At 55.3% G+C, this 26,238-nt stretch carries 25 protein-coding genes and 1 pseudogene; 18 read left to right on the forward strand and 8 right to left on the reverse strand.

Features of this window, described 5'->3' with window-relative positions:
- Positions 1–16 precede the first annotated feature (16 nt).
- The 10 genes and pseudogenes from A3OI_RS0102420 (at position 17) to A3OI_RS0102460 (ending at position 13,391) form a co-directional block, all read left to right on the forward strand.
- On the forward strand, positions 17–1,732 hold the full coding sequence (locus A3OI_RS0102420; protein WP_018402762.1) for an NADPH-dependent assimilatory sulfite reductase hemoprotein subunit: 1,716 nt from the start codon (positions 17–19) through the stop codon (positions 1,730–1,732).
- Positions 1,733–1,781: 49 nt separating this feature from the next.
- On the forward strand, positions 1,782–1,913 hold the full coding sequence (locus tag A3OI_RS24205; protein ID WP_018402763.1) for a hypothetical protein: 132 nt from the start codon (positions 1,782–1,784) through the stop codon (positions 1,911–1,913).
- Positions 1,876–2,082 (forward strand): annotated as a pseudogene (locus tag A3OI_RS21465) (peroxidase); the annotation flags it as partial. The gene A3OI_RS24205 and the pseudogene A3OI_RS21465, both read left to right, overlap by 38 nt.
- A 27-nt stretch (positions 2,083–2,109) precedes the next feature.
- Positions 2,110–6,867 carry a glutamate synthase large subunit gene (gene gltB, locus A3OI_RS0102430; protein WP_177313670.1) on the forward strand — a complete coding sequence of 1,586 codons (4,758 nt, stop codon included), beginning with the start codon at positions 2,110–2,112 and terminating at the stop codon, positions 6,865–6,867.
- Between the two features lie 105 nt (positions 6,868–6,972).
- Entirely contained in the window at positions 6,973–8,436 is a 1,464-nt protein-coding gene (locus tag A3OI_RS0102435) for a glutamate synthase subunit beta (RefSeq protein WP_018402765.1), read from the forward strand.
- Between the two features lie 63 nt (positions 8,437–8,499).
- Positions 8,500–10,461, forward strand: a complete 1,962-nt coding sequence (locus tag A3OI_RS0102440) for an aconitate hydratase (RefSeq protein ID WP_018402766.1) — start codon at positions 8,500–8,502, stop codon at positions 10,459–10,461.
- A gap of 94 nt (positions 10,462–10,555) precedes the next feature.
- Complete coding sequence (locus A3OI_RS0102445; protein ID WP_228702864.1) at positions 10,556–10,930, forward strand: DUF1499 domain-containing protein; 375 nt, start codon at positions 10,556–10,558, stop codon at positions 10,928–10,930.
- 190 nt (positions 10,931–11,120) lie between these two features.
- Entirely contained in the window at positions 11,121–11,669 is a 549-nt protein-coding gene (locus A3OI_RS19105; protein WP_018402768.1) for a hypothetical protein, read from the forward strand.
- A gap of 10 nt (positions 11,670–11,679) precedes the next feature.
- The gene (locus A3OI_RS19110; protein WP_018402769.1) at positions 11,680–11,904 is read left to right on the forward strand and encodes a nucleotidyl transferase AbiEii/AbiGii toxin family protein; all 225 of its coding nucleotides are present in this window, start codon (positions 11,680–11,682) and stop codon (positions 11,902–11,904) included.
- A 224-nt stretch (positions 11,905–12,128) separates the two neighbouring features.
- Entirely contained in the window at positions 12,129–13,391 is a 1,263-nt protein-coding gene (locus A3OI_RS0102460; RefSeq protein ID WP_018402770.1) for a tyrosine-type recombinase/integrase, read from the forward strand.
- Between the two features lie 24 nt (positions 13,392–13,415).
- On the opposite strand, the gene A3OI_RS0102465 is transcribed toward A3OI_RS0102460, so the two are convergent.
- On the reverse strand, positions 13,416–14,372 hold the full coding sequence (locus A3OI_RS0102465; protein ID WP_018402771.1) for a zinc ABC transporter substrate-binding protein: 957 nt from the start codon (positions 14,370–14,372) through the stop codon (positions 13,416–13,418).
- An 88-nt stretch (positions 14,373–14,460) separates the two neighbouring features.
- Between A3OI_RS0102465 and A3OI_RS0102470 the strand changes: the two genes are divergently transcribed.
- Positions 14,461–14,727: a hypothetical protein gene (locus tag A3OI_RS0102470; protein WP_228702865.1), complete on the forward strand. Its 267-nt coding sequence runs from the start codon at positions 14,461–14,463 to the stop codon at positions 14,725–14,727.
- Positions 14,728–14,737: 10 nt separating this feature from the next.
- Here the strand turns inward: A3OI_RS0102470 and A3OI_RS0102475 are convergent, their stop codons facing one another.
- Positions 14,738–15,484 carry a sulfite exporter TauE/SafE family protein gene (locus A3OI_RS0102475; protein ID WP_018402773.1) on the reverse strand — a complete coding sequence of 249 codons (747 nt, stop codon included), beginning with the start codon at positions 15,482–15,484 and terminating at the stop codon, positions 14,738–14,740.
- Positions 15,485–15,808: 324 nt separating this feature from the next.
- On the opposite strand from A3OI_RS0102475, the gene A3OI_RS0102480 reads away from it, so the two are divergent.
- The 5 genes from A3OI_RS0102480 (at position 15,809) to A3OI_RS0102500 (ending at position 20,916) form a co-directional block, all read left to right on the forward strand.
- On the forward strand, positions 15,809–16,777 hold the full coding sequence (locus A3OI_RS0102480) for a beta-ketoacyl-ACP synthase III (RefSeq protein ID WP_018402774.1): 969 nt from the start codon (positions 15,809–15,811) through the stop codon (positions 16,775–16,777).
- Between the two features lie 215 nt (positions 16,778–16,992).
- Positions 16,993–18,006, forward strand: a complete 1,014-nt coding sequence (gene cysP, locus A3OI_RS0102485) for a thiosulfate ABC transporter substrate-binding protein CysP (protein ID WP_018402775.1) — start codon at positions 16,993–16,995, stop codon at positions 18,004–18,006.
- 3 nt (positions 18,007–18,009) lie between these two features.
- Complete coding sequence (cysT, locus tag A3OI_RS0102490) at positions 18,010–18,891, forward strand: sulfate/thiosulfate ABC transporter permease CysT (protein WP_018402776.1); 882 nt, start codon at positions 18,010–18,012, stop codon at positions 18,889–18,891.
- 4 nt (positions 18,892–18,895) lie between these two features.
- Positions 18,896–19,780 (forward strand): sulfate ABC transporter permease subunit CysW, encoded by an 885-nt coding sequence (gene cysW / locus A3OI_RS0102495; RefSeq protein WP_018402777.1) that lies wholly within the window; start codon positions 18,896–18,898, stop codon positions 19,778–19,780.
- Positions 19,780–20,916 carry a sulfate/molybdate ABC transporter ATP-binding protein gene (locus tag A3OI_RS0102500; protein ID WP_018402778.1) on the forward strand — a complete coding sequence of 379 codons (1,137 nt, stop codon included), beginning with the start codon at positions 19,780–19,782 and terminating at the stop codon, positions 20,914–20,916. The genes cysW and A3OI_RS0102500 overlap by 1 nt, the downstream gene beginning before the upstream one ends.
- On the opposite strand, the gene A3OI_RS24210 is transcribed toward A3OI_RS0102500, so the two are convergent.
- The 4 genes from A3OI_RS24210 to A3OI_RS23615 are packed head-to-tail and all read right to left on the reverse strand — an operon-like array spanning position 20,853 to position 23,763.
- Positions 20,853–21,800, reverse strand: a complete 948-nt coding sequence (locus A3OI_RS24210) for a putative inorganic carbon transporter subunit DabA (protein WP_323806865.1) — start codon at positions 21,798–21,800, stop codon at positions 20,853–20,855. The genes A3OI_RS0102500 and A3OI_RS24210 overlap by 64 nt on opposite strands.
- A complete protein-coding gene (locus tag A3OI_RS24215; RefSeq protein ID WP_020561378.1) occupies positions 21,791–22,147 on the reverse strand; it encodes a putative inorganic carbon transporter subunit DabA in 357 nt (118 codons plus the stop codon). The genes A3OI_RS24210 and A3OI_RS24215 overlap by 10 nt, the downstream gene beginning before the upstream one ends.
- Positions 22,144–23,313, reverse strand: a complete 1,170-nt coding sequence (locus A3OI_RS19120; RefSeq protein WP_228702867.1) for a proton-conducting transporter transmembrane domain-containing protein — start codon at positions 23,311–23,313, stop codon at positions 22,144–22,146. The genes A3OI_RS24215 and A3OI_RS19120 overlap by 4 nt, the downstream gene beginning before the upstream one ends.
- Before the next feature lie 6 nt (positions 23,314–23,319).
- Positions 23,320–23,763 carry a hypothetical protein gene (locus A3OI_RS23615; RefSeq protein ID WP_018402780.1) on the reverse strand — a complete coding sequence of 148 codons (444 nt, stop codon included), beginning with the start codon at positions 23,761–23,763 and terminating at the stop codon, positions 23,320–23,322.
- 111 nt (positions 23,764–23,874) lie between these two features.
- On the opposite strand from A3OI_RS23615, the gene A3OI_RS0102520 reads away from it, so the two are divergent.
- Positions 23,875–24,768 carry a LysR family transcriptional regulator gene (locus tag A3OI_RS0102520; protein WP_018402781.1) on the forward strand — a complete coding sequence of 298 codons (894 nt, stop codon included), beginning with the start codon at positions 23,875–23,877 and terminating at the stop codon, positions 24,766–24,768.
- An 8-nt stretch (positions 24,769–24,776) separates the two neighbouring features.
- Here the strand turns inward: A3OI_RS0102520 and A3OI_RS0102525 are convergent, their stop codons facing one another.
- Positions 24,777–25,451, reverse strand: a complete 675-nt coding sequence (locus tag A3OI_RS0102525) for a hypothetical protein (protein ID WP_018402782.1) — start codon at positions 25,449–25,451, stop codon at positions 24,777–24,779.
- Between the two features lie 133 nt (positions 25,452–25,584).
- Here A3OI_RS0102525 and A3OI_RS0102530 point away from each other — a divergent pair, with 133 nt between their 5' ends.
- Complete coding sequence (locus A3OI_RS0102530) at positions 25,585–25,899, forward strand: hypothetical protein (RefSeq protein WP_228702869.1); 315 nt, start codon at positions 25,585–25,587, stop codon at positions 25,897–25,899.
- Between the two features lie 17 nt (positions 25,900–25,916).
- On the opposite strand, the gene A3OI_RS0102535 is transcribed toward A3OI_RS0102530, so the two are convergent.
- On the reverse strand, positions 25,917–26,238 hold a 322-nt coding region (locus tag A3OI_RS0102535; protein ID WP_018402784.1), incomplete at its 5' end, for an IS5/IS1182 family transposase.

The following is a 26,238-nucleotide window of genomic DNA, read 5'->3' on the forward strand; positions in this document are numbered from 1 at the left end:
TTTATACGGAGTCCATATGAGCAAAGAACTTTCACGCAACGAGCGCATCAAGGAAGCGAGCGAGTATCTGCGCGGCACGATCGCCGAAGGCCTGCGCGAGGAGATCACCGGCGCGATCATCGAGGATGATGCGCAGCTGGTGAAGTTCCACGGCATGTACCTGCAAGACGACCGCGATCTGCGCGCCGAGCGCGGCCGCAAGAAAATGGAGAAGGCCTTCTCCTTCATGATCCGCGTGCGTGTGCCAGGCGGCGTGTGCGCGCCAGAGCAATGGCTCACCATGGATCATATCGCGCGCACCTATGGCAATGGCACAATGCGCCTGACCACACGGCAGACCTTCCAGTTGCACGGCATCATCAAGTCGAACCTGAAAGCGACGATGCGCGAGATGGACGAGGTACTGCTGACGACCATTGCGGCATGCGGTGACATCAATCGCAATGTGATGTGCAATCCGAACCCCTATCAGTCACATGCCCATGCCGCTTCGCTGGCGCTCGGCCGTGCTCTATCCGACCATCTATTGCCGCGCACGACGGCCTATCGCGAAATCTGGCTCGATGGCGAGCGCATCGCCGGTGGTGAGGATGAAGATGAGGTCGTCGAGCCGATCTACGGCAAAACCTACCTGCCGCGCAAGTTCAAGATCGTCATCGCCGTGCCGCCGTCGAACGACGTTGATGTCTATGCACATGACCTCGGCTTCATCGCCATCCTCGACAGCAAGCACGAGATCAATGGCTATAACGTCACGGTCGGCGGTGGCATGGCCATGACGCATGGCGAGGAGGAGACTTATCCTCGTACCGCCGACGTCATGGGCTATTGCCGAACAGATCAGGTAATTGCTGTGGCTGAAGCCGTGGTGACCGTACAGCGCGACTGGGGCGACCGCGTCAACCGCAAACATGCGCGCCTGAAATACACGATCGAGGATCGCGGTCTTGATGCCTTCCGTGCCGAGGTTGAGCTGCGCAGTGGCGTCGAGCTGGCGGTAGCCAAGCCGTTCACCTTCACCTCAACCGGTGATCGCTACGGTTGGACCGAAAGTGACAATGGCTGTGCGCATCTAACGCTTTTCATCGAGAACGGGCGTGTCAAGGATGTGCCGGGCGGCGCGCAACAGCTTACCGGCCTGCGCCGGATCGCCGAGGTGCATGGCGGCGATTTTCGCCTCACCGCCAACCAGAATCTGATCATCGCCAACGTGCCGAAAGAGAAGCGCCAGGCCATCAAGGCGCTGGTGGCCGAGCATGGGTTCACGAGCGGCGCCTCGGCCCTGCGGCGCAATTCGATGGCCTGTGTCGCGCTGCCGACCTGCGGGCTCGCGTTCGCCGAAAGCGAACGCTATCTGCCGGACCTCATCACCGCGCTGGAAGAGCGTCTGGCCGCGCACGGGCTGGCCGAGGACGATATCGTCATCCGCATGGCCGGCTGCCCCAACGGTTGCTCCCGGCCTTATATCGCCGAGATCGCCCTGGTCGGGAAAGGCCCTGGCCGCTATAATCTCTATTTGGGGGCCGCCTTCGACGGCTCGCGGCTTTCCAAGCTCTACGCCGAAAATATCGACCACGGCGCGATCATCGCGAACCTCGATCCGATCTTCGCCGCTTATGCGGGTGAGCGCCAGGACGGCGAACACTTCGGTGACTACACCATCCGTGCGGGCTTTATCGCCGCGACCGTCAACGGCACCGATTTTCATAAGGACACGGGCGCTCGCCGCTAAAATTTTAAAATGCTAAGCTTCCTGTTCAGAATTACCAAGGAGAACCATCATGGCATTACGTTTAGGCAACATTGATTTTCACGCCTGGTTCGGCACGACCACCAAACTCAAGGATGAGTTCGCGCACCGCGACGTCAAGGTTTTGGGGACGCAACGTCAACGAAATCCTGTGTGTGATTGATTCGCTGCAGCTGACCGACGGTTACAGCGTCGCTACGCCAGCAAACTGAAACGTCGGTGATGACATCATTATTTTGCCATCACTGCAGGACTTGGAAGTGTTGAAGAAAAAATTCCCGAAGGGCTACACAGTCGTCAAACCCTACCTGCGCATCACGCCGCAGCCCAATTCCCCCAACATCCATGAGGAGTGCGCTGTGGAGCACAAGCACGGCATCGAAGCCGAAATCCAACACGCCCAGCAACACGGCCTGTACAACCCCGCCAACGAGCATGATGCCTGCGGCATCGGTTTTATCGCCCATATTAAAGGCCATAAAAGTCATTCGATCGTTGAGCAAGGCTTGCTCATCCTGAAAAATCTTGCCCATCGTGGCGCGGTCGGTGCCGACAAGTTGATGGGTGACGGTGCGGGCATTCTCATTCAACTGCCTGATCAGTACTATCGCGAAGAGATGGCCAAGCAGGGTGTCGAACTGCCGCCGCTAGGAGAATATGGCGTAGGCATGATTTTTTTGCCGAAAGATAATGCATCTCGCATCGCGTGTGAGCAAGAGATAGAACGTGCGGTGCGCGCCGAAGGCCAGGTTGTGCTGGGTTGGCGCAACGTGCCGATCGACACGGAGATGCCGATGTCGCCGAGCGTGCGTGAAAAAGAGCCGGTGATCCGCCAGATCTACATAGGTCGCGGTCCAGACATCATGGTCAGCGAGGCGCTGGAACGTAAACTGTACGTGATTCGCAAGTCTGCGAGTCATGCGATACAGGCGCTAAATTTGCGCCACGGAAAAGAATTTTTCGTCCCGTCGATGTCGGCCCGTACCATTGTCTACAAGGGTTTACTGCTGGCAGATCAAGTCGGCGTCTATTACCAAGACTTACAGGATGGGCGCTGCGTTTCCGCATTAGCACTGGTGCATCAACGCTTCTCGACCAATACCTTTCCGGAATGGCCGCTGGCTCACCCTTATCGCCTAATCGCCCACAACGGCGAGATCAATACGGTCAAGGGTAATGTCAACTGGATGCGTGCGCGTGAAGGCATAATGAAATCCGCCGTGCTAGGCGACGATTTGCAAAAATTATTCCCGCTGATTGACGAAGGACAGTCGGACACTGCGTGCTTCGATGACGCACTTGAACTGCTGCTGATGGCCGGCTATCCGATCGCGCAAGCGATGATGATGATGATCCCCGAAGCCTGGGAAAATCATACCTTGATGGACGACAACCGGCGCGCTTTCTACGAATATCACGCCGCGATGATGGAGCCGTGGGATGGCCCCGCCGCGATAGCGTTCACTGATGGTCGTTACATTGGTGGCACGCTGGATCGCAACGGTTTGCGGCCCGCGCGTTATATCGTCACTGATGACGACTTGGTGGTGATGGCATCCGAATCCGGCGTGCTGCCGATTGCGGAATCCAGAATCATCAAGAAATGGCGTCTGCAACCGGGCAAGATGTTCCTGATCGACCTCGAAGCTGGGCGCATCATCGATGACCAGGAAATCAAAGATACCTACGCCAACGCCAAGCCTTACAAGGCGTGGATCAATTCTGTGCGTATTAATCTGCACGACATTAAGCTTCACGAAATCACGCTCGACGACATCAAGACGCAAACATTGGCAGAAAAAACCAGCGCATCCTTGCTCGACCGTCAGCAGGTATTCGGCTACACACAAGAAGATATCAAGGTACTGATGTCGCCGATGGCGCTGAATGCCGAAGAAGCGACGGGCTCAATGGGCAACGACTCACCGCCGGCAGTGATGTCTAACAAGCTCAAACCGCTGTATCACTACTTCAAGCAGATGTTCGCGCAAGTGACCAACCCGCCGATCGATCCGATCCGCGAAGCGATGGTGATGTCGCTGGTGTCCTTTATCGGCCCCAGGCCGAACCTGCTCGACGCCAATAACATCAATCCGCCGATGCGCTTGGAAGTATCGGAGCCGATTCTGGACTATTCAGACATCGCCAAACTGCGCAACATCAGCGCCCACACCAGCGGCAAGTTCAAATCCTACGAACTGAATATTTGCTATCCGGTGGCCTGGGGTAAAGAAGGCATGGAAGTGCGCCTGGCATCGGTGTGTGCGCAAGCGGTGGATGCGGTCAAATCAGGCCACAACATCCTGATCGTGTCCGACCGCAAGGTGGACGCCGAGCAAGTGGCGATTCCGGCCTTGCTCGCGACGTCGGCAATCCATTTGCATCTGGTTAGCACGGGTTTTCGCACGTCGACCGGCTTGGTGGTGGAAACCGGTTCTGCCCGTGAAACGCATCATTTCGCGCTGCTCGCTGGTTTTGGCGCAGAAGCCATCCACCCGTATCTGGCAATGGATACGCTGGCGGAAATGGCTAACAGATTACCCGGTGATTTGTCGCCAGAAAAAGCCATACAGAATTTCCAGAAAGCGCTCGCCAAGGGTTTGTTGAAGGTGATGTCGAAAATGGGCATATCGACTTACATGTCGTATTGCGGCGCGCAGGTTTTCGAAGCGATCGGCTTGAATAAATCGCTTATCGACAAATATTTCAAAGGCACTGCATCCAATATTGAAGGCATCGGCGTCGTCGAAGTGGCAGAAGAGGCGTTGCGTCTGCATCAGCAAGCCTTCGGCAACGACCCGGTATTGGCGCATGCGCTCGATGCGGGTGGCGAATACGCGTTTCGCGTGCGCGGCGAAGAGCACATGTGGACGCCGGATGCGATTGCCAAGCTGCAGCATTCGACCCGATCCAACAATTTCAGCACCTACCAAGAGTATGCGCAGATCATCAACGACCAAAGCAAGCGGCACATGACCCTGCGCGGTTTGTTTGAATTCAAGCTGGACCCGTCCAAGGCGATTGCGCTGGATGAAGTCGAGCCGGCGAAAGAAATCGTCAAGCGCTTCGCCACCGGCGCAATGTCCCTTGGCTCGATCAGCACCGAAGCGCACGCCACGCTGGCGGTCGCGATGAACCGCATCGGCGGCAAGTCCAACACCGGCGAAGGCGGTGAAGATCCGAGCCGTTATCGCCAGGAGATGAAAGGCATCCCGATCAAGCAGGGCGAGACCATGGCGTCCGTCATCGGCCATGACCAGATTGAAGCCGATATTGCCTTGCAAGATGGCGATTCGGTGCGTTCCAGGATCAAGCAAGTCGCGGCGGGTCGCTTCGGCGTGACAGCAGCATATTTGGATTCCGCTGATCAAATCCAGGTCAAGATGGCGCAAGGCGCCAAGCCGGGAGAAGGTGGGCAGTTGCCAGGCTACAAGGTGTCTGAATATATCGCAAAATTGCGTTTCTCGGTGCCGGGCGTGGGCTTGATTTCGCCGCCGCCGCATCATGATATTTATTCGATCGAAGACTTGGCGCAGCTGATTCACGATTTGAAAAATGTAAACCCAAGCGCGTCGATCTCCATCAAGTTGGTGTCCGAAGTCGGCGTTGGCACGGTCGCGGTCGGCGTCACCAAGGCCAAGGCCGATCACGTGGTGATCGCCGGTCATGACGGCGGCACCGGCGCCACGCCGTTGTCTTCACTCAAACATGCGGGAACACCGTGGGAATTGGGTTTGGCCGAAACCCAGCAAACACTGGTACTGAACGGTTTGCGTGGCCGCATCCGGGTACAAGCCGATGGCCAAATGAAAACCGGCCGAGATGTCGTGATCGCCGCCATGTTAGGCGCCGACGAGATCGGTTTTGCGACTGCGCCGCTGGTGGTTGAAGGCTGCATTATGTTGCGCAAATGCCACCTCAATACTTGCTCGGTCGGCATCGCGACACAAGACCCGGTGCTACGCGCCAAGTTCTCCGGTAAGCCGGAACACGTGGTCAACTATTTCTTCTTCGTCGCCGAGGAAGCACGGCAGTTAATGGCGCAACTCGGTATCCGCACGTTTGATGAATTGATCGGTCGCGTCAACTTGCTCGACAAGTCGAAAGCGATTACCCACTGGAAAGCCAAGGGACTCGATTTCAGCAAGATTTTCTATCAGCCGCCAATGCCTGCTAGCTCAGCGTGTTATCACGTGGAGGAGCAAGACCACGGGCTGGAAAAAGCCCTCGACCATACGCTGATTGCACAAGCGCAAGCAGCGCTGGAACAAGGCAAAAAAGTCTCGTTCAGTTTGCCGGTCAGAAACCTCAACCGCACGGTCGGCACCCTGCTGTCTGGCATCGTTGCAAAAAAATACGGTCACGAAGGCTTGCCCGACGACACTATCCACATCCAGTTGTTAGGGACCGCAGGCCAATCGGCCGGCGCGTTTCTGGCGCACGGCATCACGCTAGATCTAGTCGGCGAAGGCAATGATTACGTCGGCAAAGGTTTGTCGGGAGGGCGCATTATCGTCCGTCCAAATACAGAGTTTCCTGGTTCGGCAGACGACAACATTATCATCGGCAACACCGTGTTATACGGCGCGATTGCCGGCGAGGCATTTTTTAACGGCGTCGCTGGCGAGCGCTTCGCGGTGCGCAATTCCGGCGCCATCACAGTGGTTGAAGGCGTCGGCGACCATGGTTGCGAATACATGACTGGCGGCACAGTGGTGGTGTTCGGAGAAACCGGCCGTAACTTTGCCGCCGGCATGTCGGGCGGTATTGCTTACGTGTGGGACCCTGACGGTGATTTCGCCAAAAAATGCAATATGGCGATGGTCACGCTGGAACCTGTCCTCGCCCACGCCGAGCAAGAAGCGAACGTCGATCGCTCGATCTGGCATAGCCAGCTGCGCGGCGACCAAAGTGAGACTGATGAGGTGATTCTAAAGCGCCTGATTGAGCGCCATTTCAAGGTCACCGGCAGCACGCGCGCACGCAATTTGCTGGATGACTGGTCCAATGGCCGCAACAAATTTATCAAAGTCTTCCCGAACGACTACAAGCGCGCACTGGGTGAGATGAATATGGCGCGAGTGGCTATTCGGCAGAAAGAAAAAAACGCAACATAAGTTTGCTCCGCCAGTACCTTCCTCCTGCGGGGGAAGGTCAGGATGGGGGATTCGACCCCGAACCCTCTCCCTGGCAGGGAGAGTTAGATAAGACAGAGGTAGGCAATGGGTAAAATAACCGGCTTTATGGAATTTCAGCGTCAGAAAGAATCGTATTTACCGGCCGATTCACGCGTCAAGAACTATAAAGAGTTCATCCTGCCGTTGAAAGATGTACAAGCGAAAACAGAGGGTGCGCGCTGTATGGATTGCGGCACCCCGTTTTGCATGACCGGTTGCCCGGTTAACAACATCATCCCCGACTGGAACCAGCTGGTTTATAGCGGCAATTATCGCGAAGCGTTAGAGACACTGCATTCGACGAACAACTTCCCCGAATTCACCGGCCGCATCTGCCCCGCACCGTGCGAGTCTGCCTGTGTGCTTGCCATCAACAACGATGCGGTTGGCATCAAATCAATCGAGCATTTTATCATCGATAAGGGCTGGAAAAACGGTTGGGTTATGCCGCAACCAGCAGCCTTTAAAACGGGTAAAAAAATTGCCGTGGTTGGATCCGGCCCTGCTGGTCTGGCCGCAGCCCAGCAACTTGCGCGTGTCGGTCACGATGTGACTGTGTTCGAAAAAAACGATCGGATTGGCGGTTTGCTGCGTTACGGCATTCCGGGCTTCAAGATGGAAAAGTCGCATATCGACCGCCGCATCGAGCAGATGCAAGCCGAAGGCGTGCAGTTCCGTACCAGTGTGTTGATCGGCGAAGATTTTCCGTCAAAAATCATCAACTGGACTAAAGAAACCATCTCGCCTAAGCAACTCGATCAAAAATTCGATGCCATCATCCTCGCTGGCGGTGCTGAATTGCCGCGCGACCTGCCGGTACCTGGTCGTGAGCTGAAAGGCGTCCATTTTGCGATGGAATTCCTGCCGCAGCAAAACCAGGTGGATGCAGGTGACAAGCTCAACGACCAGATCATGGCTAACGGTAAGCACGTCGTCGTTATCGGCGGTGGCGATACCGGATCAGACTGCGTAGGCACATGCAACCGCCATAGCGCAGCCAGCTTGGCGCAATTTGAGCTGATGCCGCAACCGCCGGAGCAAGAGGATAAGCCGTTGGTATGGCCGTACTGGCCGATCAAGTTGCGTACCTCCTCGTCACAAGAAGAGGGTTGCGACCGGGATTGGGCGGTTGCGACCAAGCGTTTCGAAGGGAAGGGCGGCAAGGTCGAGAAGCTGATTGCAGTCCGCGTCGAATGGATAGACGGCAAGATGCAGGAGGTGCCAAATTCCGAATTCGAAATGAAAGCGGATTTGGTATTGCTGGCGATGGGTTTTGTGTCGCCAGTGGCGCAAGTGCTGGAAGCGTTCGCTGTCGAAAAAGATACGCGCGGCAACGTCAAAGCAACCACCGATGGCGACGACTGCTACCAGACTTCGGTCGACAAAGTATTTGCCGCGGGGGACATGCGGCGCGGCCAGTCTCTGGTGGTATGGGCAATCCGTGAGGGCCGTCAGGCCGCGCGTGCGGCGGATGAGTTTTTGATGGGTGTCTCTAATTTGCCACGCTGAAAATCGGATTGCTACATTAACTTTGTGTGATTCCGTAATCTTATCAATGTTGGGAGAAGAACCATGAGTATGAACGTTACGCAGAAGTTGATCCAGTCGCATCTGATGCACGGAGACATGACGCCCGGCGAGGAGATCGGGATCCGCATTGACCAGACGCTCACCCAAGACGCCACCGGCACGCTGGTGATGCTGGAGCTAGAGGCGATGGGCCTGGACCAGGTGAAGACTGAGGTAAGCGTCCAGTATGTTGACCACAACATCATTCAGGAGGACTTCAAAAACCCCGACGATCATCTTTTTCTGCGCAGCGCCTGCCAGCGCTTCGGCGTGTGGTACTCGCGACCTGGAAACGGGGTGAGTCATCCGTGCCACCAGGAAAATTTCGGCAAACCGGGCAAGACGCTGCTCGGCTCTGACAGCCACACGCCGGCCGCCGGCGCAATTGGCATGCTGGCCATCGGCGCTGGTGGGCTGGAAGTGGCGCTGGCAATGGCGGGCGAACCGTTCTTCACACGTATGCCGCTGATCTGGGGCGTGAAGCTCACCGGCAGCTTGCCGGACTGGGTGAGCGCCAAGGACGTGATCCTGGAGATGTTGCGCCGCCACGGCGTCGACGGCGGTGTGGGCCGGATCGTCGAGTACTACGGGCCGGGGCTGGCCACGCTGAGCGCGATGGATCGGCACGTGATCGCCAACATGGGCGCCGAGCTTGGCGCGACCACCACCGTTTTCCCTTCCGATCTGGAGGTACGCCGTTTCCTGCGCGCCTGGCAGCGAGAAGAGGATTGGGTCGAGCTGGCCGCGGATACGGACGCAACCTACGATGTGAACGAAGAGATTGATTTGTCCAGCCTGGTGCCGCTGATCGCCATGCCGTCCAGCCCGGGGAACGTGCGCCCGGTCAGCGAGGTCGCCGGCGAGCGGATCTACCAGACCTACATCGGCTCGTCGGCCAATCCCGGCTACCGCGACTTCGCCGTTTCCGCGCTGATGGTACAGGATCGCAAAGTAAACGACCGCGTGTCGTTCGACATCAACCCCACGTCCCGAGCGCAGCTCGAAACCTTAATGCGCGACGGGCACGTAGCCCACTTGTTGCACGCTGGCGCGCGGCTGCACCAAGCTGGCTGCAACGGTTGCATCGGCATGGGTCAAGCGCCAGCTACAAACGAGATTTCTTTGCGCACGGTGCCGCGCAACTTTCCTGGCCGTTCAGGCACCCGCGAGGACAAGGTGTGTCTGGTCAGTCCGGAGACCGCCACGGCGTCCGCGCTCACCGGCGTGATCACCGACCCGCGCACACTGGACATCCCCTATCCACGCATCGCGGACCCAGACCACCCGATTATCAACCGCGCGATGTTCATGCCGCCGTTACCGCTTGAGGAGGCGCTGCATGTGGACCTTGTGAAGGGTCCGAACATCGCTTCGCTGCCGAACTTCGAGCCGTTGCCTGATGAGATCGAAGTGCCGGTTCTGCTCAAGGCGGCGGACGATGTTTCCACCGATGAGATCATGCCACCCGGCTTGCGGGTGCTGCCGTTTCGCAGCAACATTCCCAGGATCGCCGAGTTCTCCTTCGACCGACTCGATCCCACCTACGCCGCGCGAGCCAAGCAGGTGCCCGGCCACGTGGTGGTGGGTGGCAGCAATTATGGGCAAGGATCAAGCCGAGAGCACGCTGCACTAGGCCCTCAGTATCTTGGGCTGCGCGCGGTTCTAGCCAAGGGTTTTGCGCGGATCCACGCGCAGAACCTGATCAACTTCGGCGTGCTGCCGCTGACCTTCGTTGATCCTGCGGACTACGACGGCATTCAGGCCGGCGACGTGCTGCGCCTGACCAATCTGCGCCACGTGCTGACAGAGGGCGGCGAACTGGTGGTCGAAAACGTCACGCGCCAGTACAAATTTCAGATGCGTCACACCATGTCGCCACGACAAGTGCTGTTCTTGCTTCGCGGGGGGTTGATCAGCTGGATGAAAGAGCGCCTCTCTGCTTTACCCGAGTCTAGCGACACATGATGGGGTATGGAGCGCAATACACAAGGTTGGTATTGCCGACATCGAGCAGTTCGCGCTGCGCGTTGGCGGCGACGCCAGCCACCGGTTTGACGATTTGGGGTCACGCCTTGATGGCTGTGCGCCGTTTTTAAACTGCGTATCGAGCATGTCCACAAATGGTCTCTATTCTGTGGAGCCTATCCGTTTGGCTGAACCACTGAGTCAGTCGTCCTGGGAGCTGATCAGAGCCGTGGCGATCGAACTGCCTGGCGCTTCGCTCAACAGTGCTCGATTTGGATATACGGATATCACCTGTCGCAGCGATTTGCTGGGTTTCCCGGACTATCTCGAACTGCTGGTCGATTCAGACAAACAACATCTGGACGTGAGGTCTCAATCGCTTATCGGGTTCTACGATCTGGGAGTGAATCGGCGCCGGGTCGAGTTACTGAGGAGCCGTCTTATAGAACGTGGCATTGCCATTAACTGATGTCGGTAGCGTGAAGCCCAACCAAATTCGAGGAAAGGCGTCGAAGGTTGCGAGCCAAACCTCTCTGAAGAGCCCACTATAAAATGTCCAATATTTAGGAGTATTGGACAAAATGACGCTTCCCTATATCCTTTAAAAAACGTAACTATTTAGCTCAAATTTTCTAAAAAAGTTCTTGGTACTCAGATCCATGAAGATCAGTAACATTGATGTCGACGCTGCGCTGGCGGACGTCAGACAACAACTCCAAGCATATGGCATAATAATATTAGGTCTTCAGTGGCTGTTTGATTTGATCATGGCAACGCCGGCGTCCAATCCTTTGGTTCCGCAGCACTACCTTACCGGGGCCTCAGCACTATCACTGGCTAGAGAAGGTGAAATGCCGGCGCTCTGGTATTCATCATCACTGTCCAATCCAAGTCGTTGGCAGATAGCTGGTGCAGGCATCGATGGTGCCAGTCATCTTCTCGGGGCTCACGAACTCTGGGATGCAACAGAAGAAATCACAAGTCTCGGGGTCAAGGTTGCGCGGATCTGGTCGGCGACACATGAGCGTGCGTTGTTCAATCTGATGTATCACTTTTTCGAGGTGCGTCAGAAACCCATGCCTAACATTCAGGTCAGCGATATCGATGATGTGGTGGACATGGGCAAGGTGCAGCAGTGGGTAAAGGGCTTTCGCCCATTCCTGTCCTCTACTGGCGCAAGCTCGATGCTCCAGTGGATGAATCATTAAGGTGACAGCCATGAAGTTGTCTGAGCGCGAAAAAGCCCACGTAAGGATCATGAGGGCGATCTGCGAGGTAATCGGAGCAGGAAATAAGCCTTTGGTACTGAAGGGTGGCACCGCCTTGATGCTCTGCTACCAGATAGACCGGTTCAGTGAGGATTTTTATGGTGACCTGGATGTTATCGAGAAGTGGAATGATAGCCGCGGGAACAGCAGCAATCTGAGCTTTTTTCAGCCCTGAGTGGTTCTATTGTGAATGGCGCGCTTTATGGTCAAGTTCCTGAACCAATACGACGAATTTACTTTGTGTGGAAACTCAACCAGATCCGGCAGACTAGAATTCACATTAAGTTTCTTTGGTACTTTGCGTGGAATCACGAGTCCAAGCTATTGATTTGTGGCTCCAGAAATTTAGTACTTTCTGTGGTCGTCGAACCAACTGAATCAAGGGTTAAAAAGATTAACGTGTCAACTTCATTTAACGGCCAGCCGTTGTTCGATACTGCAAACTACCTGGAAGATCTTTCCGACTTTCATTGTCACCCGTCGATACCGCAATTTCTGGCGTCTTTACCCCAGCCGCTGTCGACGCTGCGCGATGATTACGAGATCAGCCGGCAATTTTTGATGAAATATGCGGATGTTCCGGGCACATTCTCCCGTTTTCGCGGTGAAATCCAACGCTTTTTGAATTATCTCTGGGTCACCACCAAACGCACACTATCCCAGGTTGATGCCGACGTAGTGACAGCATACTTCAAGACCCTGAAGAATCCGCCTCATAGCTGGATTGCCCATGGTGTCTTTTCAGCGTTTACCCATGCAAACGGATTACGCCTGGCGAACCCGCAATGGCGCCCGTTTGCTCTGCGGTCCAGTGACGAGAACCCTGTTTATAATGCTAGCCAGGCAAGCCTGAATGCCAGTCGCACCGCGTTGCAGACCTTCTTCAAATACCTGGTTTATCAACAATACCTGCAGACCGATCCGTTGACCGACCTTCGTCGCCGCGATCGCCGGGCCAAGCCACAGCTTGCCAAAGATTTAGAAGTTGCCGTGCGCAGGCTTACCGACTGGCAGTGGTCCTGGCTTATGGAAACACTGACAGACGAAGCCAATCAAAACCCAAAATATGAACGACACCTTTTTATTATTGTCACCATGAAGTCTCTATTTTTACGAGTTGGCGAGCTTGCACCGCGCCCGTTAAACGATGGCGCTGAGCGAATACCCGTTTTTGGCGATTTTCGCCGGAAAGTCATTCAAGGTGAGCAATATTGGTCGTATTTTGTGTTTGGTAAAGGCGATAAAGCCCGTTCAGTCACCCTACCCGATGCCTACCTGCCCTATTTGAAACGCTGGCGTGCCCACTTGGGCCTGCCAGCGTCCATGCCCGACCCGGGTGAACGCAATCCTATATTGCCTTCAAGCCATGGCCTTGCGCTGGGTAAACGTCAGGTACAGCGCGTTTATGAACAGGCCGTGGTGCTTACTGCCGGGCGTATGGAAGAAGCCGGTTTTATGGACGAGGCCCAGCAGCTCGAAGCAATTCGGTCAGAAACCCATTACCTGCGTCACACCGGCGCCAGCCAGGCCATCGAATCCGGCGCGGATATTCGCCACATCAGCGAAGAACTTGGCCATGCCAGTGCCGCTTTTACAGAATCGGTTTACGTGAACTCGGATCAGGCTCGCAAGCGGTTTGAAGGACGGGGGCGGAAAGTATGAGAAAAGTTGAGGGTCCGTAACCCCCTACTTTTCTCCAAGGCATGATTGAAGGCCGTCAGCGATCTCGATCAATAAGTCAGGGTACAGGTTCACGCCGGTAGCCAGGCCTGATCCTAATGGGTCAATAACTCCAGACGTATTAACACCCGTTCCTCCAAAAACCGCCTTAACGATACCTGGGTTGTATTGCGGCTCAGTGAACACACAGCTTACGTTTAAATCCGTCACAACTTTCCTGATTTCTGCAATCCGGGCCGGGCTTGGTTTTGATGCATCCCCGATCGAGATCGCCCCTACTGCCGGAATCCCAAAGCGTTTTTCAAAGTATTGATAAGCGTCATGAAAAACAATGAATTGTTTATTTTTGAGCTGCGCTACGGTGATTTCAATACGACTGACTGCGGCATCAATGTCAGCTTTTCTCGTCGCTGAATTTTCAAGATACTGAGCGGCATTTTCAGGATCTTCTTCTGCCAGAGCCGCTGCGATCACATCAAGCCAGACCTTTCCGTTGTTGGGGTCTAACCACGCATGTGGGTCAGTGCCGCTGTGTTCATGATGATGGCCTTCATTATGCTCATTTTCTTTCTCTTCACCATCATGGAGGTCATCATGAGTGTCGAACGTGGCCCCTTCTCTGAAGGTATAAGTCGTTGTGCCCATCGCCTCCAGCAACTCGACTTTCCTTGAATCGGGAGACAGGTTATCCAGAGACCTTTCCAGCCAGGGTGTCAGGCCCTCACCTACCCAGAACACGAGGTCCGCTTCCTGTAATGCTTGAGCTTCCGACGGGCTGAGCGAATAGTTATGCGGCGAAGCGCCAGACTGAACAAGCAGATCCGGCGTGCCTACTCCCGCCATGACTTGCGACACGAGGGAGTGAATTGGTGTGATGTCAGTCGCTACATTGGGGACAGCATTTGCACTAAACGACAAGGTCGCTATAAACGCAGTAGCCATTAATTTTTGGCGCTTTCTCATTCTCTTTCAGCCTTTTTCACGATGGAAGCTTTGTCACTTTGATGTTATGTTATAACATATATAAAACGTGAAAAAAGAGGCTTATGTTGTGAAAGCTGAAAAATGCTCCAGACCTGTGCGGATGTGTGAGCCCGCCTTCATGGCGATGGAAGATCGGGAAGCCAATCAGCTCGGGCTGACAGTAGGAGACAGGGTGGAGTTTCAGGCTGAGGGCCAGACAATTGCCGCCGAAATCAAAGCCCTGTACCAGCAAAAAGGCCTTCAAACCCGATTCTGGTTCGAAGGCGTTCTACAGGATGGCGCGCTGGTGGCGGGCGCCGTCAGTTCGCTTGCCCTGCTGCTGCGGGAGGGTTGAGTGGATACCCTCAACTAGCAATTAAGCGAGCAATAATGGCGCCTACCATAATCAGAGTCAGCCATTTCACCCACTGTGCACCCCGTGGCCCAACATTGACCTTCACCGCAATGATCGCCCCGGCAATATTACCTGCGGCCAGCGTCAAACCCATCGCCCAGCGTACTTGCCCACTGCCTGCGAATATCGCCAGTGCCGGGATGGTATATAGAAGAATGATGAAGACTTTGAGCACGTTCACCTGAAGCAGGTCTATTTTCAGCATACGGTGCAGCGCGACAATAAACAGCGCCCCTACCCCCACCTGAATAAACCCACCGTAAAGACCCACCACAAACATGGCGGCGTAGATCACCGGGCCGAGTCGCTCGGGGGTTAACGGACGAGTGTCCAGCTTTGGAGCGGGCAGCAGCAAAAATGTCGAAGTGGCGATCATGGCGGCAACCAGAATGAATTCAAAAACGGCTGCAGAGACGTCTGTCGCTAGCCAGGCTCCGAGCAAGGATCCCAACACGGCCGGCACTGCCAGGCGCAAACCAATGCCCAGTTGGCCGTGCCCGTTACGGAAAAAACTGCCTACGGCGGTAATGCTCTGCAACGTTATAGCGACCCGATTGGTGCCATTAGCAACCTGAGGCGGTAGGCCCAGAAACATCAGCAAGGGCAAGGTGAGCATTGAGCCGCCGGCGGAGAGCACGTTAATAAAGCCGGCGACCCCGCCCAAGGCAGCCAGCAAAACCATTTCAGTGAGCGTCATTGGATAACCGTATCAGGATTGAGCCAAGGGTTTGCCAACTACCGCCGCAAAGGATTTGTGACTGCTCTTGGCCTGAACGTTTGACGAAAGGATAACCGAGGCTGAGACAGCAAAGCTAATGGTAGATTTTATAAAACGCCTCTTTGTCATAATTCAGGTGCATTGCGGTACAGTCGAAGATTAAATCTAGACCCAAATAGCTCTCGCTGCCATGCTGAGGGCGAATAAACTAACGTTCAACCGACAAATCGCTAATAACGCCGCTGGTACAGACCGGTATAGCATGGCGGATTGACAAAAATTCGATGCTGCAGGAAGTTACGAATGACCTTCGCACGTATTACCGGCACCGGCTCGTACCTGCCGGACCAGATTGTGACCAATAAAGATCTAGAAAAAACCGTGGACACCACGGACCAGTGGATCCGCGAACGAACCGGCATTGAACAGCGCCATATTGCGGTGAAAGGTCAAACCACGGTTGACCTGGCCGAACAGGCTGCCTTAAGAGCCATAGAGGCCGCCGGAATAGACGCTGCGGATATTGATCTGATCGTGTTCGCTACTTCTACGCCCAATAAAGTATTCCCAAGCTCCGCCTGTATTCTGCAGGCACGCCTGGGCATTCGAGGCTGTCCCGCTTTTGACATTCAGGCTGTATGCAGCGGTTTTGTGTACGCGCTGGCCACTGCGGATAAATTCATCAAAACGGGAACCAGTAAAAAAGTGCTCGTCATTGGTGCCGAGGTATTCTCTCGTATTATCGATTGGAGCGATCGCGGTACCTGCGTGTTGTTCGGCGATGGCGCCGGTGCGGTTATTCTTGAAGCCAGTGATGAAACTGGGATTTTGTCCACCCATCTGCACGCCGACGGCAGCTATGAAAAACTTCTTCACGTGCCCTGTGGTGTCGCCGAAAACCCTGAAAAGTTCAAGGCCGGCCTTGGTTATGTGGAAATGAAGGGTAACGAAGTCTTCAGGATGGCGGTAAATACGCTGGGTAGAATTGTTGATGAAACCCTTGCTCACAACAACATGAAAAAATCGGATATCGATTGGCTTGTGCCTCACCAGGCTAATATGCGCATTATCGTTGCGACCGCTAAAAAGCTGAACATGCCGATGGATCGGGTTGTGGTAACCGTTAACAAACATGGCAATACCTCAGCAGCGTCTATCCCGCTGGCCCTTGATGAAGCTGTACGTGATGGCCGGATCAAGCGTAACGAGGTTGTTTTGCTGGAAGCTTTTGGCGGCGGTTTTACCTGGGGGTCTGCGTTATTACGGTTTTAAGCGGAAGCATAGAGCCGGGCAGCGCTACCGTAAACGTATCTTGATGAAGAACAGGTTTAGATAGCGGTGAACGGTGGTGTCGACATCAAGCAATTGATTTAGCCGTCACACCGCTTATTCCATAAGTTTATATTTAAGTGATCCTTTATTCTTTCCCGTTTTAACCGCGCTTTGTTAACTTACCCCTCAACACATCATCTGTTTAGGGGAATGTCATGCAACGTAAACTCAAGGGCCTGGTGACCGGCCTCGCGCTCAGCACCTCGCTCTTCGCACCTGCCGCTGTATCTGCCGATCGTGAATTGCTGAACTCATCTTATGATGTCGCTCGCGAACTGTTTGCCGCTTACAACGTGCATTTCAATGAATATTGGAAAGAAAAGACCGGCGACAGCGTTGAAGTCAGCCAGTCGCACGCAGGTTCTTCCAAGCAAGCACAATCGATTATCCAAGGCCTGAAAGCCGACGTAGTGACCTTTAACCAAGTCACGGATATCGACATTTTGCACACCCGCGGCAATTTGATTCCTGAAAACTGGGCCGAGCGGTTACCAAACAACAGCTCCCCGTACTACTCAACCATGGCATTTCTGGTGCGCAAGGGTAATCCGAAAAATATCCAAAACTGGGACGATCTGGTAAAAGAAGACGTAGCTCTGGTTATGCCCAATCCGAAAACGTCCGGCAATGGCCGTTATACCTACCTGGCTGCGCTGGGCTACGCCCAAGACAGCTTTGGCGGCGACCAGCAGAAAATCGACGCTTTCCTTCGGGATTTTCTAGGTCAAGTGAAAGTATTCGACAGCGGTGGTCGCGGCGCCACTACAACCTTTATTGAACGCGAAATTGGCGACGTTTTGCTGACGTTCGAATCGGAAGTGCTGAACCTGGTTGACCGTTACGACAACGGCGAATACGAAGTGGTCACGCCCAAGGTCAGCTTTCTGGCCGAATTCCCGGTTACCTGGATAGACGAGTACGTTAAGCAGAACGGCACCGAAGACCTCGCCAAAGCCTATCTTGAGCACCTTTACAGTGAAGACGCCCAGCGCCTGCTGGCCGGATTTCACTACCGCGTGCACAACGACACCGTGAAAAAAGAAACGTCTGACCGCTTCCCGGACGTGAAATTAATGTCCATAGACGCCATTGCCGGCAACTGGGAAAACGCCACAAAAGAGCACTTCGCCAGTGGCGGAAAACTTGACCAATTGCAGCGTCGTAAGTAATCAATGTCCACTGCTAATCAGGCCAGCGCTGTGAAATCACAGCGCTGGCCGTTGACTAAGGGCCGCAGTAAGCGGGTATTGCCGGGGTTCGGTCTAAGCCTCGGCGTTTCGCTGTTTTTTATCAGCCTGGTTCTGCTATTGCCGCTGACAGGGCTGGTTATTGAAGTGTCGGCCATGAGCCTTAGTGAATTCTGGTTTGTAATCACTGATCCACGGGTTGTGGCCTCCTATAAGGTAACCGCGCTGGCCGCATTAGCAGCGTCACTGTTTAACGGCGCCTTTGGCTTACTGTTGGCCTGGGTTCTGGTGCGCTATGAATTTCCCGGAAAACGCCTGATTGATGCGGTGGTAGATCTGCCCTTTGCTCTGCCCACTGCCGTTGCCGGTATTACTCTGGCAACGCTGTTCGCGGCGAACGGCTGGTACGGGCAATTTTTGACCAAACTGGGTATAGAAGTCGCCTTCACACCCGTGGGCATTGTGGTGGCCATGGCGTTTACCAGCCTGCCGTTTGTGGTGCGCACTGTGCAGCCGGTTCTGGAAGAGCTGGCACCCGAAGATGAAGAAGCCGCCGTAAGCTTGGGCGCCAGCGACGCCCATGTATTCCGTCGGGTCATTTTTCCCGCGTTATGGCCGGCATTGGTCACCGGTGTGGCTTTGTCGTTCACCCGCAGCCTTGGCGAGTTTGGCGCGGTTATCTTCATTGCCGGCAACATGCCTTACATCAGCGAAGTCACCAGCCTGATGATCTTTATCCGCCTACAGGAATACGACTACGCCGCGGCCAGCGCGATCGCCTCGGTTATCCTGCTGGCATCATTGGTGCTGCTGTTTGCCATTACGGTATGGCAAGCGCGCTACCTCAAACGCCTGGAAGGACGCTAGCGCCATGGCAAGCACCCGAGCCCGCTCTTCACGCTCTTTACAACACCGTCGCGTTGGCGACAGTCCTGCCATAAAGTGGCTGCTGATTGGCATCGCCATCGCAGTCACTGCTGGCCTTTTAATTATGCCGCTGGTGGTTATTTTTAGCGAAGCCCTGAGCTCCGGATGGAGCACGTTCGCTGATAACCTGCTAGACCAGTACACCCTACACGCCATCGGGCTGACCTTGTTTGTGGCCGCTTTGACCGTGCCGCTAAACCTGGTGTTTGGTGTCGCGCTGGCCTGGCTGGTCACCCGGTTTCGTTTTCCCGGCCGTAAACTGCTGATTACACTGATTGACATCCCGTTTGCGGTGTCGCCAGTTGTGGCTGGCTTACTGTATCTGCTGCTGTATGGCCGTAACGGCTGGATTGGCAGCTGGCTGGCGGACTATGACATTCAGCTGATGTTCTCCTGGCCCGGCATTGTGATGGTAACGGTGTTTGTGACCTGCCCGTTTGTTGCCCGTGAGCTGATTCCGCTTATGCAACAGCAAGGCAGCGAGGAAGAAGAGGCCGGCGTTGTGCTTGGCGCATCGGGTTGGAGAATATTTCGGACCATTACACTGCCCAACATCAAGTGGGCGCTTATTTATGGTGTTGTACTGACCAACGCTCGTGCAGTCGGTGAGTTCGGCGCGGTGTCGGTGGTGGCGGGTAGTATTCGCGGGCAAACCAACACCCTGCCCCTGCACGTGGAATTGTTGTACCAGGATTACAACGTTGTCGGCGCGTTCACCAGCGCTTCACTATTGGCCGGCATTGCCGTGTTTACGTTGGCCGCTAAAGGTTTTGTGGAATGGCGGCAGGCTCGTACCCTGATCCGCCTGCAAGCACAGGAGACTGCTTAATGAGTATTACCGTTGATGGCATCAACAAGCGCTTTGGCAAGTTTCAGGCGCTGAATAACGTCTCTCTGGATATTCCCGAGGGCAAACTTACCGCTTTACTGGGTCCTTCCGGCTCGGGCAAAACGACCCTGCTGCGCATTATTGCCGGGCTGGAGTCTGCAGACAGCGGGCAAATCTCGTTTTCAGGCCAGGATGTTACTGGGCTTCACGTACGCGATCGCAACATCGGTTTTGTGTTTCAGCACTATGCTCTGTTCCGCCACATGACCGTGGCACAGAATATTGCTTTCGGCCTGGATTCTCTGCCACGCAAGCAGCGCCCGTCAAAAACGGACATTCAGAAGCGCGTTAGAGAGCTGCTGGAATTGATTCAGTTACCGCATCTTGCCCAACGCTATCCGGCGCAATTGTCCGGTGGTCAGAAGCAGCGGGTGGCACTGGCCCGCTCAATTGCGACCCAACCGAAAATTCTGCTCTTAGATGAGCCCTTTGGCGCACTGGACGCCAAAGTACGCAAAGACTTACGCCGCTGGCTGCGTAACCTTCACGACGAATTTGACTTCACCAGCATTTTTGTGACTCACGACCAGGAAGAGGCTCTGGAACTGTCTGACCAAGTGGTGGTTATGAGCCAGGGCCAAGTGGAGCAGGTGAATGAACCCATAGAGCTTTACGCTCGGCCAGCAAGCCGCTTTGTGTTCGATTTTTTGGGCCAGGTAAATGTGATCTCTGGCCAGGTAAAGCAAGGCAGCCTGAGCCAGGGTACTGCCTGGGTAACCTTGCCCGGAGTGCAGCACAAGGGAGACGCCCAGCTCTACCTGCGGCCACATGAAGTGCGGCTGGCAACAGCGCCGGTGGCGCACGCCAATTTGCCGCTGCGCATTGAAGCGGTCAGCCTGATTGGCTCGGAAGTGCGGGTTGAGTTACGCCCCGAGGGCTGGCAAAGCGAAGGCTCGGATAACATCTGGGAAGTGGGTATCAGCCATGCTGAATGCAACAGTCAGCGCCCCACTCGCGGCGATCTGCGTTATGCAGTGCCGCAGGTCGGGCATCTGTTTACCGGTAACGACGCTCAGCCCGCAACGGTCAACTGGGCCGAAGCGGAACTGGCACCCCGGGTTCGCTTGATCAGCTGAAGGCTGGTCATGCTCAGCCACTGGTTTTTAACCAGTGTGGCGAGCGCCGGGGTGCGCTCCAAAGCCAAATCAATCCGCTCTTGAGACGCATCAATCAGAACCGTCAAACGCATGGGCTCGTGTCGCCAGTTCTTGCCGTCGTGCACCGTCTGCCACGGCAAGCCAATCCGCAGATCGCTGCCATCGCCTTCAATCACGCCCACATTGCCGCCGATCACCGAATGCAGCAGCTTATTGCCATTTCCTTTATTAAGACTGTCACGCACCAGCTTCCAGGCCCAGGCCAATCCAGTGGTTTCCACCAGGGTAAATGTTGACAGGCTGCCATACTTGGCGCCGCGAACGGCCTGACGGACCAGTTCCTGCTGATTGGTTCTGCTTCGCTGTACATTATCACCCTGGCTGGTACCCGTGGTGGTAGCGTTATCGGCAAGCGCGAACCCTGCCCATTCCCATGCCAGCAACACAGCCAGCAGCTCACGACAGATCTTACTGGTGCCCCCTTGATTTTCAGCTCGCCAGTCTATTCCGCGGCACCAGGACGCCCAGCCAATCATATCCAGCAACAATCCGTGGCAAAGCGCTTCCAACGCCGCGGGCGGCAGAGCCAGATCGCTGGTCAGTTGTGCCAGGGCCTGTTCGGTCTCTTGCGGTAAGCCTGCAAGCATGCGCTGTAAGCCTTTAACGCCAATCTGCTTGTCTACCAGATGGCTGGCGTTTACATACTGATGCCACGCCGTGTAAAGGCCGTGTTCCTTGTCTGCAGCCCAGCGTGCCTGGCGCTGATCAAAGTAACGGGCACAGAAACGACCTGTCTGACGTACAACGGCTTCTTGGGAATTGCCATCGCCGGCCGGCGCAAGGCCTTCATGGCTCAGGAAAATAGAGCAGCCACCCGCGGCTGAACAGAATCACCCGCGCGCAAGCGCTTAAGCAGGTCTTCAAGCGATGGCGCAGGTTCAGGGCCAACCGCCTGCAACACATCCTGCACGTCTTCGGGGCGAATACGCCCGCCCTCCCAGGCCGACAAGTAGAAAGACGCAGGCATTAACATGCTGATACCGCCACGGCGCTGCAACTGATCGGCCGCCGCTGCCACCGATTGTTCCCGCATCCCCCACCAGGGATTAACGGCAATAAACTGGTCCAGTGGCCATATCGGCGCTATGGCCTCGCAAGCCGCGGTTACAGCCGCCTGTAATTCGTTTGGTACAACCTGGCTAGGGTTCATGACCGCTCTCCTGAACTCAACGGGTTAACTTTGTATAGATTGGTCGGTTTGGCGCCGCTAAGGCTCAAACCGCGGGTTTTTCTTGCCAGTGCGGCACTGACGCGGTTCAACGGCAGGTCTAACCCTAACCCTTCGCAGCAGTAATGATGGAGTGCCTGGCTGACGCGGCTCTGCGGTTTAAGTAAAATCATCAGGGAGCCGGCAGCCAGAGCAGCGACGATGACCAAGCCCGCCACTTGTGCTGCAAGTGGAAGCACCAAGTTGCTGGCTGAACCCAGAGCCGGCGACAGCAGCGCATGCAGCAAGCTATACAGTGGCAACAGCATCAGGGTACACAGCAGCAGACTGACGCGAACAGGTGCCTTTACCCAGGCTGGAATGCCCAGTGCGGCAGCGGTACAAGCCAACACCAGCAGCGTGCCTAGAACCAGTTTCCCTTCTACCAGTGCCGGCACCGCCCACAATATGACGGCGGCGACCACTGCGGCAAGTACGCCGTTTATCACCTGAACACGCTCCACTCCGGCATACCCTGCCAGCAAATGGCTGGCCACCACGGTGCGGCTGCTGGCAAGGAACGAATGCGCCTTGTACAGCGAGTGCGCCAGCAGATGCAGGAAGGCCAAGGTGTAAGCGCCTAAACCAATTTCGAACAACATAAACCCCATCTGCGCTGACGTAGACCACGCCAGTGAGTGTTTCACCGACGACTGCGTCATCATAACCAGCGCAGCAACTACCGCGGTCACACCGCCGACAACAAGAAGAATGCCGTGGCCGGGAGTAAAGCCGTCAAACACCGGGTACAAACGTAGCCATAGAAAACCACCCAGGTTGATAATACCCGCGTGCAGCAGTGCCGAAACCGGCGTCGGCGCTTCCATAACCCGCAACAACCAGCCATGAACTGGCAGCTGAGCACATTTCAGCAGTGCCGCTATAGCCAGCAGCACAGACGCGGATTGCAACGCCAACGATTGGCCAGCCCCGCCGCCGGCCATCATTTCTGGAAGATAAAAGGTCCCATAGTGGTGCTGCAACAGCAAAACGGCGCTGAGTACACACACATCGCCTACCCTGCTGATTATGAACTTCTGCAAAGCGGCCGCGTTCGCCGCGGCACGTTGGGGATAAAGGGTAAGCAAGTGGTGAAATGAAAGGCTCACGCCCACTCAGGCACCCACAAGAATCAGTAGGTGGTTGGTCAACACCAGAACCAGAACACTGACCAGAGTAATAAGAAACCAGGGGAAAAAGCGCTCGCGCCCCGAGTCCCCGCGCAGGTAATCGTCTGCGTAACGAATGATGACCCAGCCGATAAAGCCAACCAGCATAGACATCCACAATGACAGGCCACTGGGGGACAGACCAAACTGGGCGCCAATTTCCGGCAAACCGGTTGTGAAGCCCGGGCCATCTGCCAACAACATCAGGCCAATAAAGCCCGTAATAGCCATCAAGGCAACGAACAGGCTCTTGGCGGTGGTCCAGCAATGGGCAAGCTTGCGTGGATTGCTGGTCCAGCTGGCATAAGCCGCAAGCAACAGCAGCGATAACGGGACCAGCAGCCAGCCCAACAGGGCAAGTTCTGCAACAACGGTGGCGATGGGGTTCATTCAGCAACTCCTTGAACAGCAAATTAGGCAACGCAGCTACTATGCCCACCGTGCATACATTTAAAAAATAGTTTATAAAGAACGTAACATTCACTTTTAAAGAACGAATACATGAAGCTTAATTACCATCACCTGTACTACTTCTGGGAAGTGGCTCGCACCGGACACCTGACCCGTGCTGCGGAAGCTTTGCACATATCCCAATCGGCGCTGTCAGGGCAAATACGAAAGCTGGAGGACAGTTTTGGTGAAGCGCTGTTTATTCGCGAAGGGCGGCGCCTGAAGCTTTCAGAGGCCGGCCGCGTGGCATTTAGCTACGCCGAAGAAATATTTCGCCAAGGCGCGGAGTTGTCCGCTTTGTTTGAAAGCGGGCACCAACCGGCGCGAGAAACATTAAAGGTAGGTGCTGTGGCGACGCTGTCGCGAAACTTTCAGGAGGGGTTTCTGGCACCGCTGCTAGAGCAGGATGATCTGGAACTCAGTCTGCAAAGCGGCGGACTTGACGATTTACTGCGGCGCCTGTCGGCACATCGGCTAGACCTGGTGCTGTCAAACCAGCCGGTTCAGGGCGACCAGCAGAATCCATTTCGTTCTCGCCGCATCGCACGTCAGCCGGTCAGCATTATCGGGCCTCCCGACGCGGCTACCAACGTGGTATTCCCTGACTTTCTTCAGGGTTTGCGGCTGATTGTCCCCGGTGCCGAAAACAATATACGCCACGCGTTTGATCAATTCTGCGACTACCACAAAGTGCGGCCAAGGCTGATAGCAGAGGTGGACGACATGGCGATGATGCGACTGCTGGCAAGGGACACACGCTACTTTTCGGTACTACCCCCGGTGGTCGTCCGTGACGAACTGAAAGCCGGAAGCCTGGTGGATTACGGTGCCCTACCCGGTGTTTTCGAAGAATTTTACGCCATCAGCATCCGCCGCCGATTCGAGCCTGCCATTCTGGCCCGGCTGCTGGCCCAGCCGGCAGGCGATTTTCTAAATCAGATTTAAGGAGTTCGTCAGCCCCCGCCCATTCCGCCGAACAGGCTGGTCAAAATAGCCAGTCCAATAATCCAACCAATCACCGCCGGCCAGAAGTTAACGGATTGCGGTGGCTGTTCATTCTGCTCGTCTTGCTGACCCATCATCTCTGGTTCGGGATAATTACGTTCGTCCGGCTGCGGCTCTTTCCCATGGCTGCTCGCCGCTTCGCGCAGGCTCGGCCATTCAAACCAGTCACCCAGAAATGCCGTGACCGATGCCGGAAACACACCATTTTCGGCCATCGGCCGCAGCTGTGACTCAAGCCGGCGGGCAATGTCAGCGCGCAACGCAGGCTGGTCGGCAGGTGGTTCACACAAGATGGCCTTCCATACGTCTGCATTTTCCGCCCGGATGCTGTCGTTCAGCAGCGCTTTGATCTGAATAACCACCTCACGCGCCACTTGTGCTGAATAAGCGTCCAGCTCTTGGGGTTGCTCAGGCCCTTGCTCAGGCTGCGCGTTTGGAGTGTTTGGCGGCGTTTGTGCCTCGATATCGGAGGCGGCTGGTGCTGCGCCAGTGGCTTCGCGAAAGGCTTGTTCCAGGCCCCGCGCCTCATCGCTGCTGGCAAATTTCAGTTGTTGCTGGTAAGCCTGTTCTACGCGCTGGCGATCGGATGTCGGTTCTATTCCAAGTAAGTCCCAGCAGTTCATTGCTACAGGTCTCCAATTATTAACAAAAGTACATTTACGCGAGACAATCAAGCCCCACTGCAATAGCATACACTTTACGCTACACAAATCGATTGCTCGAACTGCACTACACCACGAGTATAGAATGACAACTATGGCCGTTACGAATTGCTTCTGTTGCCCGAACAGTGATCGGGCGGACTCGCGTTCTGCAATAACGCCTTTGCAAGTGGCTCCGCGCACGACCATTTTACGCTGTGCAACCCAGGCATTCAGCAGCTTTCGGCTATATTTTTCGGCAACCTTGCTGGGAGTCACAGCGGCGATAGCACCCGCCTGGGCCGACGGCAATGACATTCCAGAAGTGCTGACCACAACCCGCTTGCGGCAACCCAAAACCCGGGTGCCGGGCAGTACCACCGTTATCGAAGGTGATCTGGTGCGGCAATTAGGCGTCAACAGCCCCTAGGGTCTGTTGACGTTTCATTACATCGGCAACCATAAAAACCCACAAGCCATGGCGACGACGCTCTGATAGTTGCGTTTCAATTTGTCATAGCGCGTCGCCAGCCCACGAAAATGTGTCAAGCGTGCAAACGCATTTTCCACCAAATGACGGTGGCGATATAACGACCAATCCATATCCGCATTACCTATGACCGAATTTGACCTTCTTGGCATCACGGCGTTGGCACCTTTGTTTTTAATCTGTTCGCGAACCTTTTCACTGTCATATCCTTTGTCCGCTACCACGGCTTTAGCCGGCGGCAATGGTTCCATTAATTCGCTTGCCGCCGTGCTGTCATCA

It is taken from the genome of Marinobacter gelidimuriae, assembly GCF_000372805.1.
Classification (GTDB): Bacteria; Pseudomonadota; Gammaproteobacteria; order Pseudomonadales; family Oleiphilaceae; genus Marinobacter; species Marinobacter gelidimuriae.

Excerpts from the sequence above, each read along its gene's own strand:
- A3OI_RS0102420 (WP_018402762.1), top strand. The coding sequence starts at position 17 with ATGAGCAAAGAACTTTCACGCAACGAGCGCATCAAGGAAGCGAGCGAG.
- A3OI_RS24205 (WP_018402763.1), top strand. The coding sequence starts at position 1,782 with ATGGCATTACGTTTAGGCAACATTGATTTTCACGCCTGGTTCGGCACG.
- A3OI_RS0102435 (WP_018402765.1), top strand. The coding sequence starts at position 6,973 with ATGGGTAAAATAACCGGCTTTATGGAATTTCAGCGTCAGAAAGAATCG.
- A3OI_RS0102440 (WP_018402766.1), top strand. The coding sequence starts at position 8,500 with ATGAGTATGAACGTTACGCAGAAGTTGATCCAGTCGCATCTGATGCAC.
- A3OI_RS19105 (WP_018402768.1), top strand. The coding sequence starts at position 11,121 with ATGAAGATCAGTAACATTGATGTCGACGCTGCGCTGGCGGACGTCAGA.
- A3OI_RS19110 (WP_018402769.1), top strand. The coding sequence starts at position 11,680 with ATGAAGTTGTCTGAGCGCGAAAAAGCCCACGTAAGGATCATGAGGGCG.
- A3OI_RS0102465 (WP_018402771.1), bottom strand. The coding sequence starts at position 14,372 with ATGAGAAAGCGCCAAAAATTAATGGCTACTGCGTTTATAGCGACCTTG.
- A3OI_RS0102475 (WP_018402773.1), bottom strand. The coding sequence starts at position 15,484 with ATGACGCTCACTGAAATGGTTTTGCTGGCTGCCTTGGGCGGGGTCGCC.
- A3OI_RS0102480 (WP_018402774.1), top strand. The coding sequence starts at position 15,809 with ATGACCTTCGCACGTATTACCGGCACCGGCTCGTACCTGCCGGACCAG.
- cysP (WP_018402775.1), top strand. The coding sequence starts at position 16,993 with ATGCAACGTAAACTCAAGGGCCTGGTGACCGGCCTCGCGCTCAGCACC.
- cysT (WP_018402776.1), top strand. The coding sequence starts at position 18,010 with ATGTCCACTGCTAATCAGGCCAGCGCTGTGAAATCACAGCGCTGGCCG.
- cysW (WP_018402777.1), top strand. The coding sequence starts at position 18,896 with ATGGCAAGCACCCGAGCCCGCTCTTCACGCTCTTTACAACACCGTCGC.
- A3OI_RS0102500 (WP_018402778.1), top strand. The coding sequence starts at position 19,780 with ATGAGTATTACCGTTGATGGCATCAACAAGCGCTTTGGCAAGTTTCAG.
- A3OI_RS24215 (WP_020561378.1), bottom strand. The coding sequence starts at position 22,147 with ATGAACCCTAGCCAGGTTGTACCAAACGAATTACAGGCGGCTGTAACC.
- A3OI_RS23615 (WP_018402780.1), bottom strand. The coding sequence starts at position 23,763 with ATGAACCCCATCGCCACCGTTGTTGCAGAACTTGCCCTGTTGGGCTGG.
- A3OI_RS0102520 (WP_018402781.1), top strand. The coding sequence starts at position 23,875 with ATGAAGCTTAATTACCATCACCTGTACTACTTCTGGGAAGTGGCTCGC.
- A3OI_RS0102525 (WP_018402782.1), bottom strand. The coding sequence starts at position 25,451 with ATGAACTGCTGGGACTTACTTGGAATAGAACCGACATCCGATCGCCAG.
- A3OI_RS0102530 (WP_228702869.1), top strand. The coding sequence starts at position 25,585 with ATGGCCGTTACGAATTGCTTCTGTTGCCCGAACAGTGATCGGGCGGAC.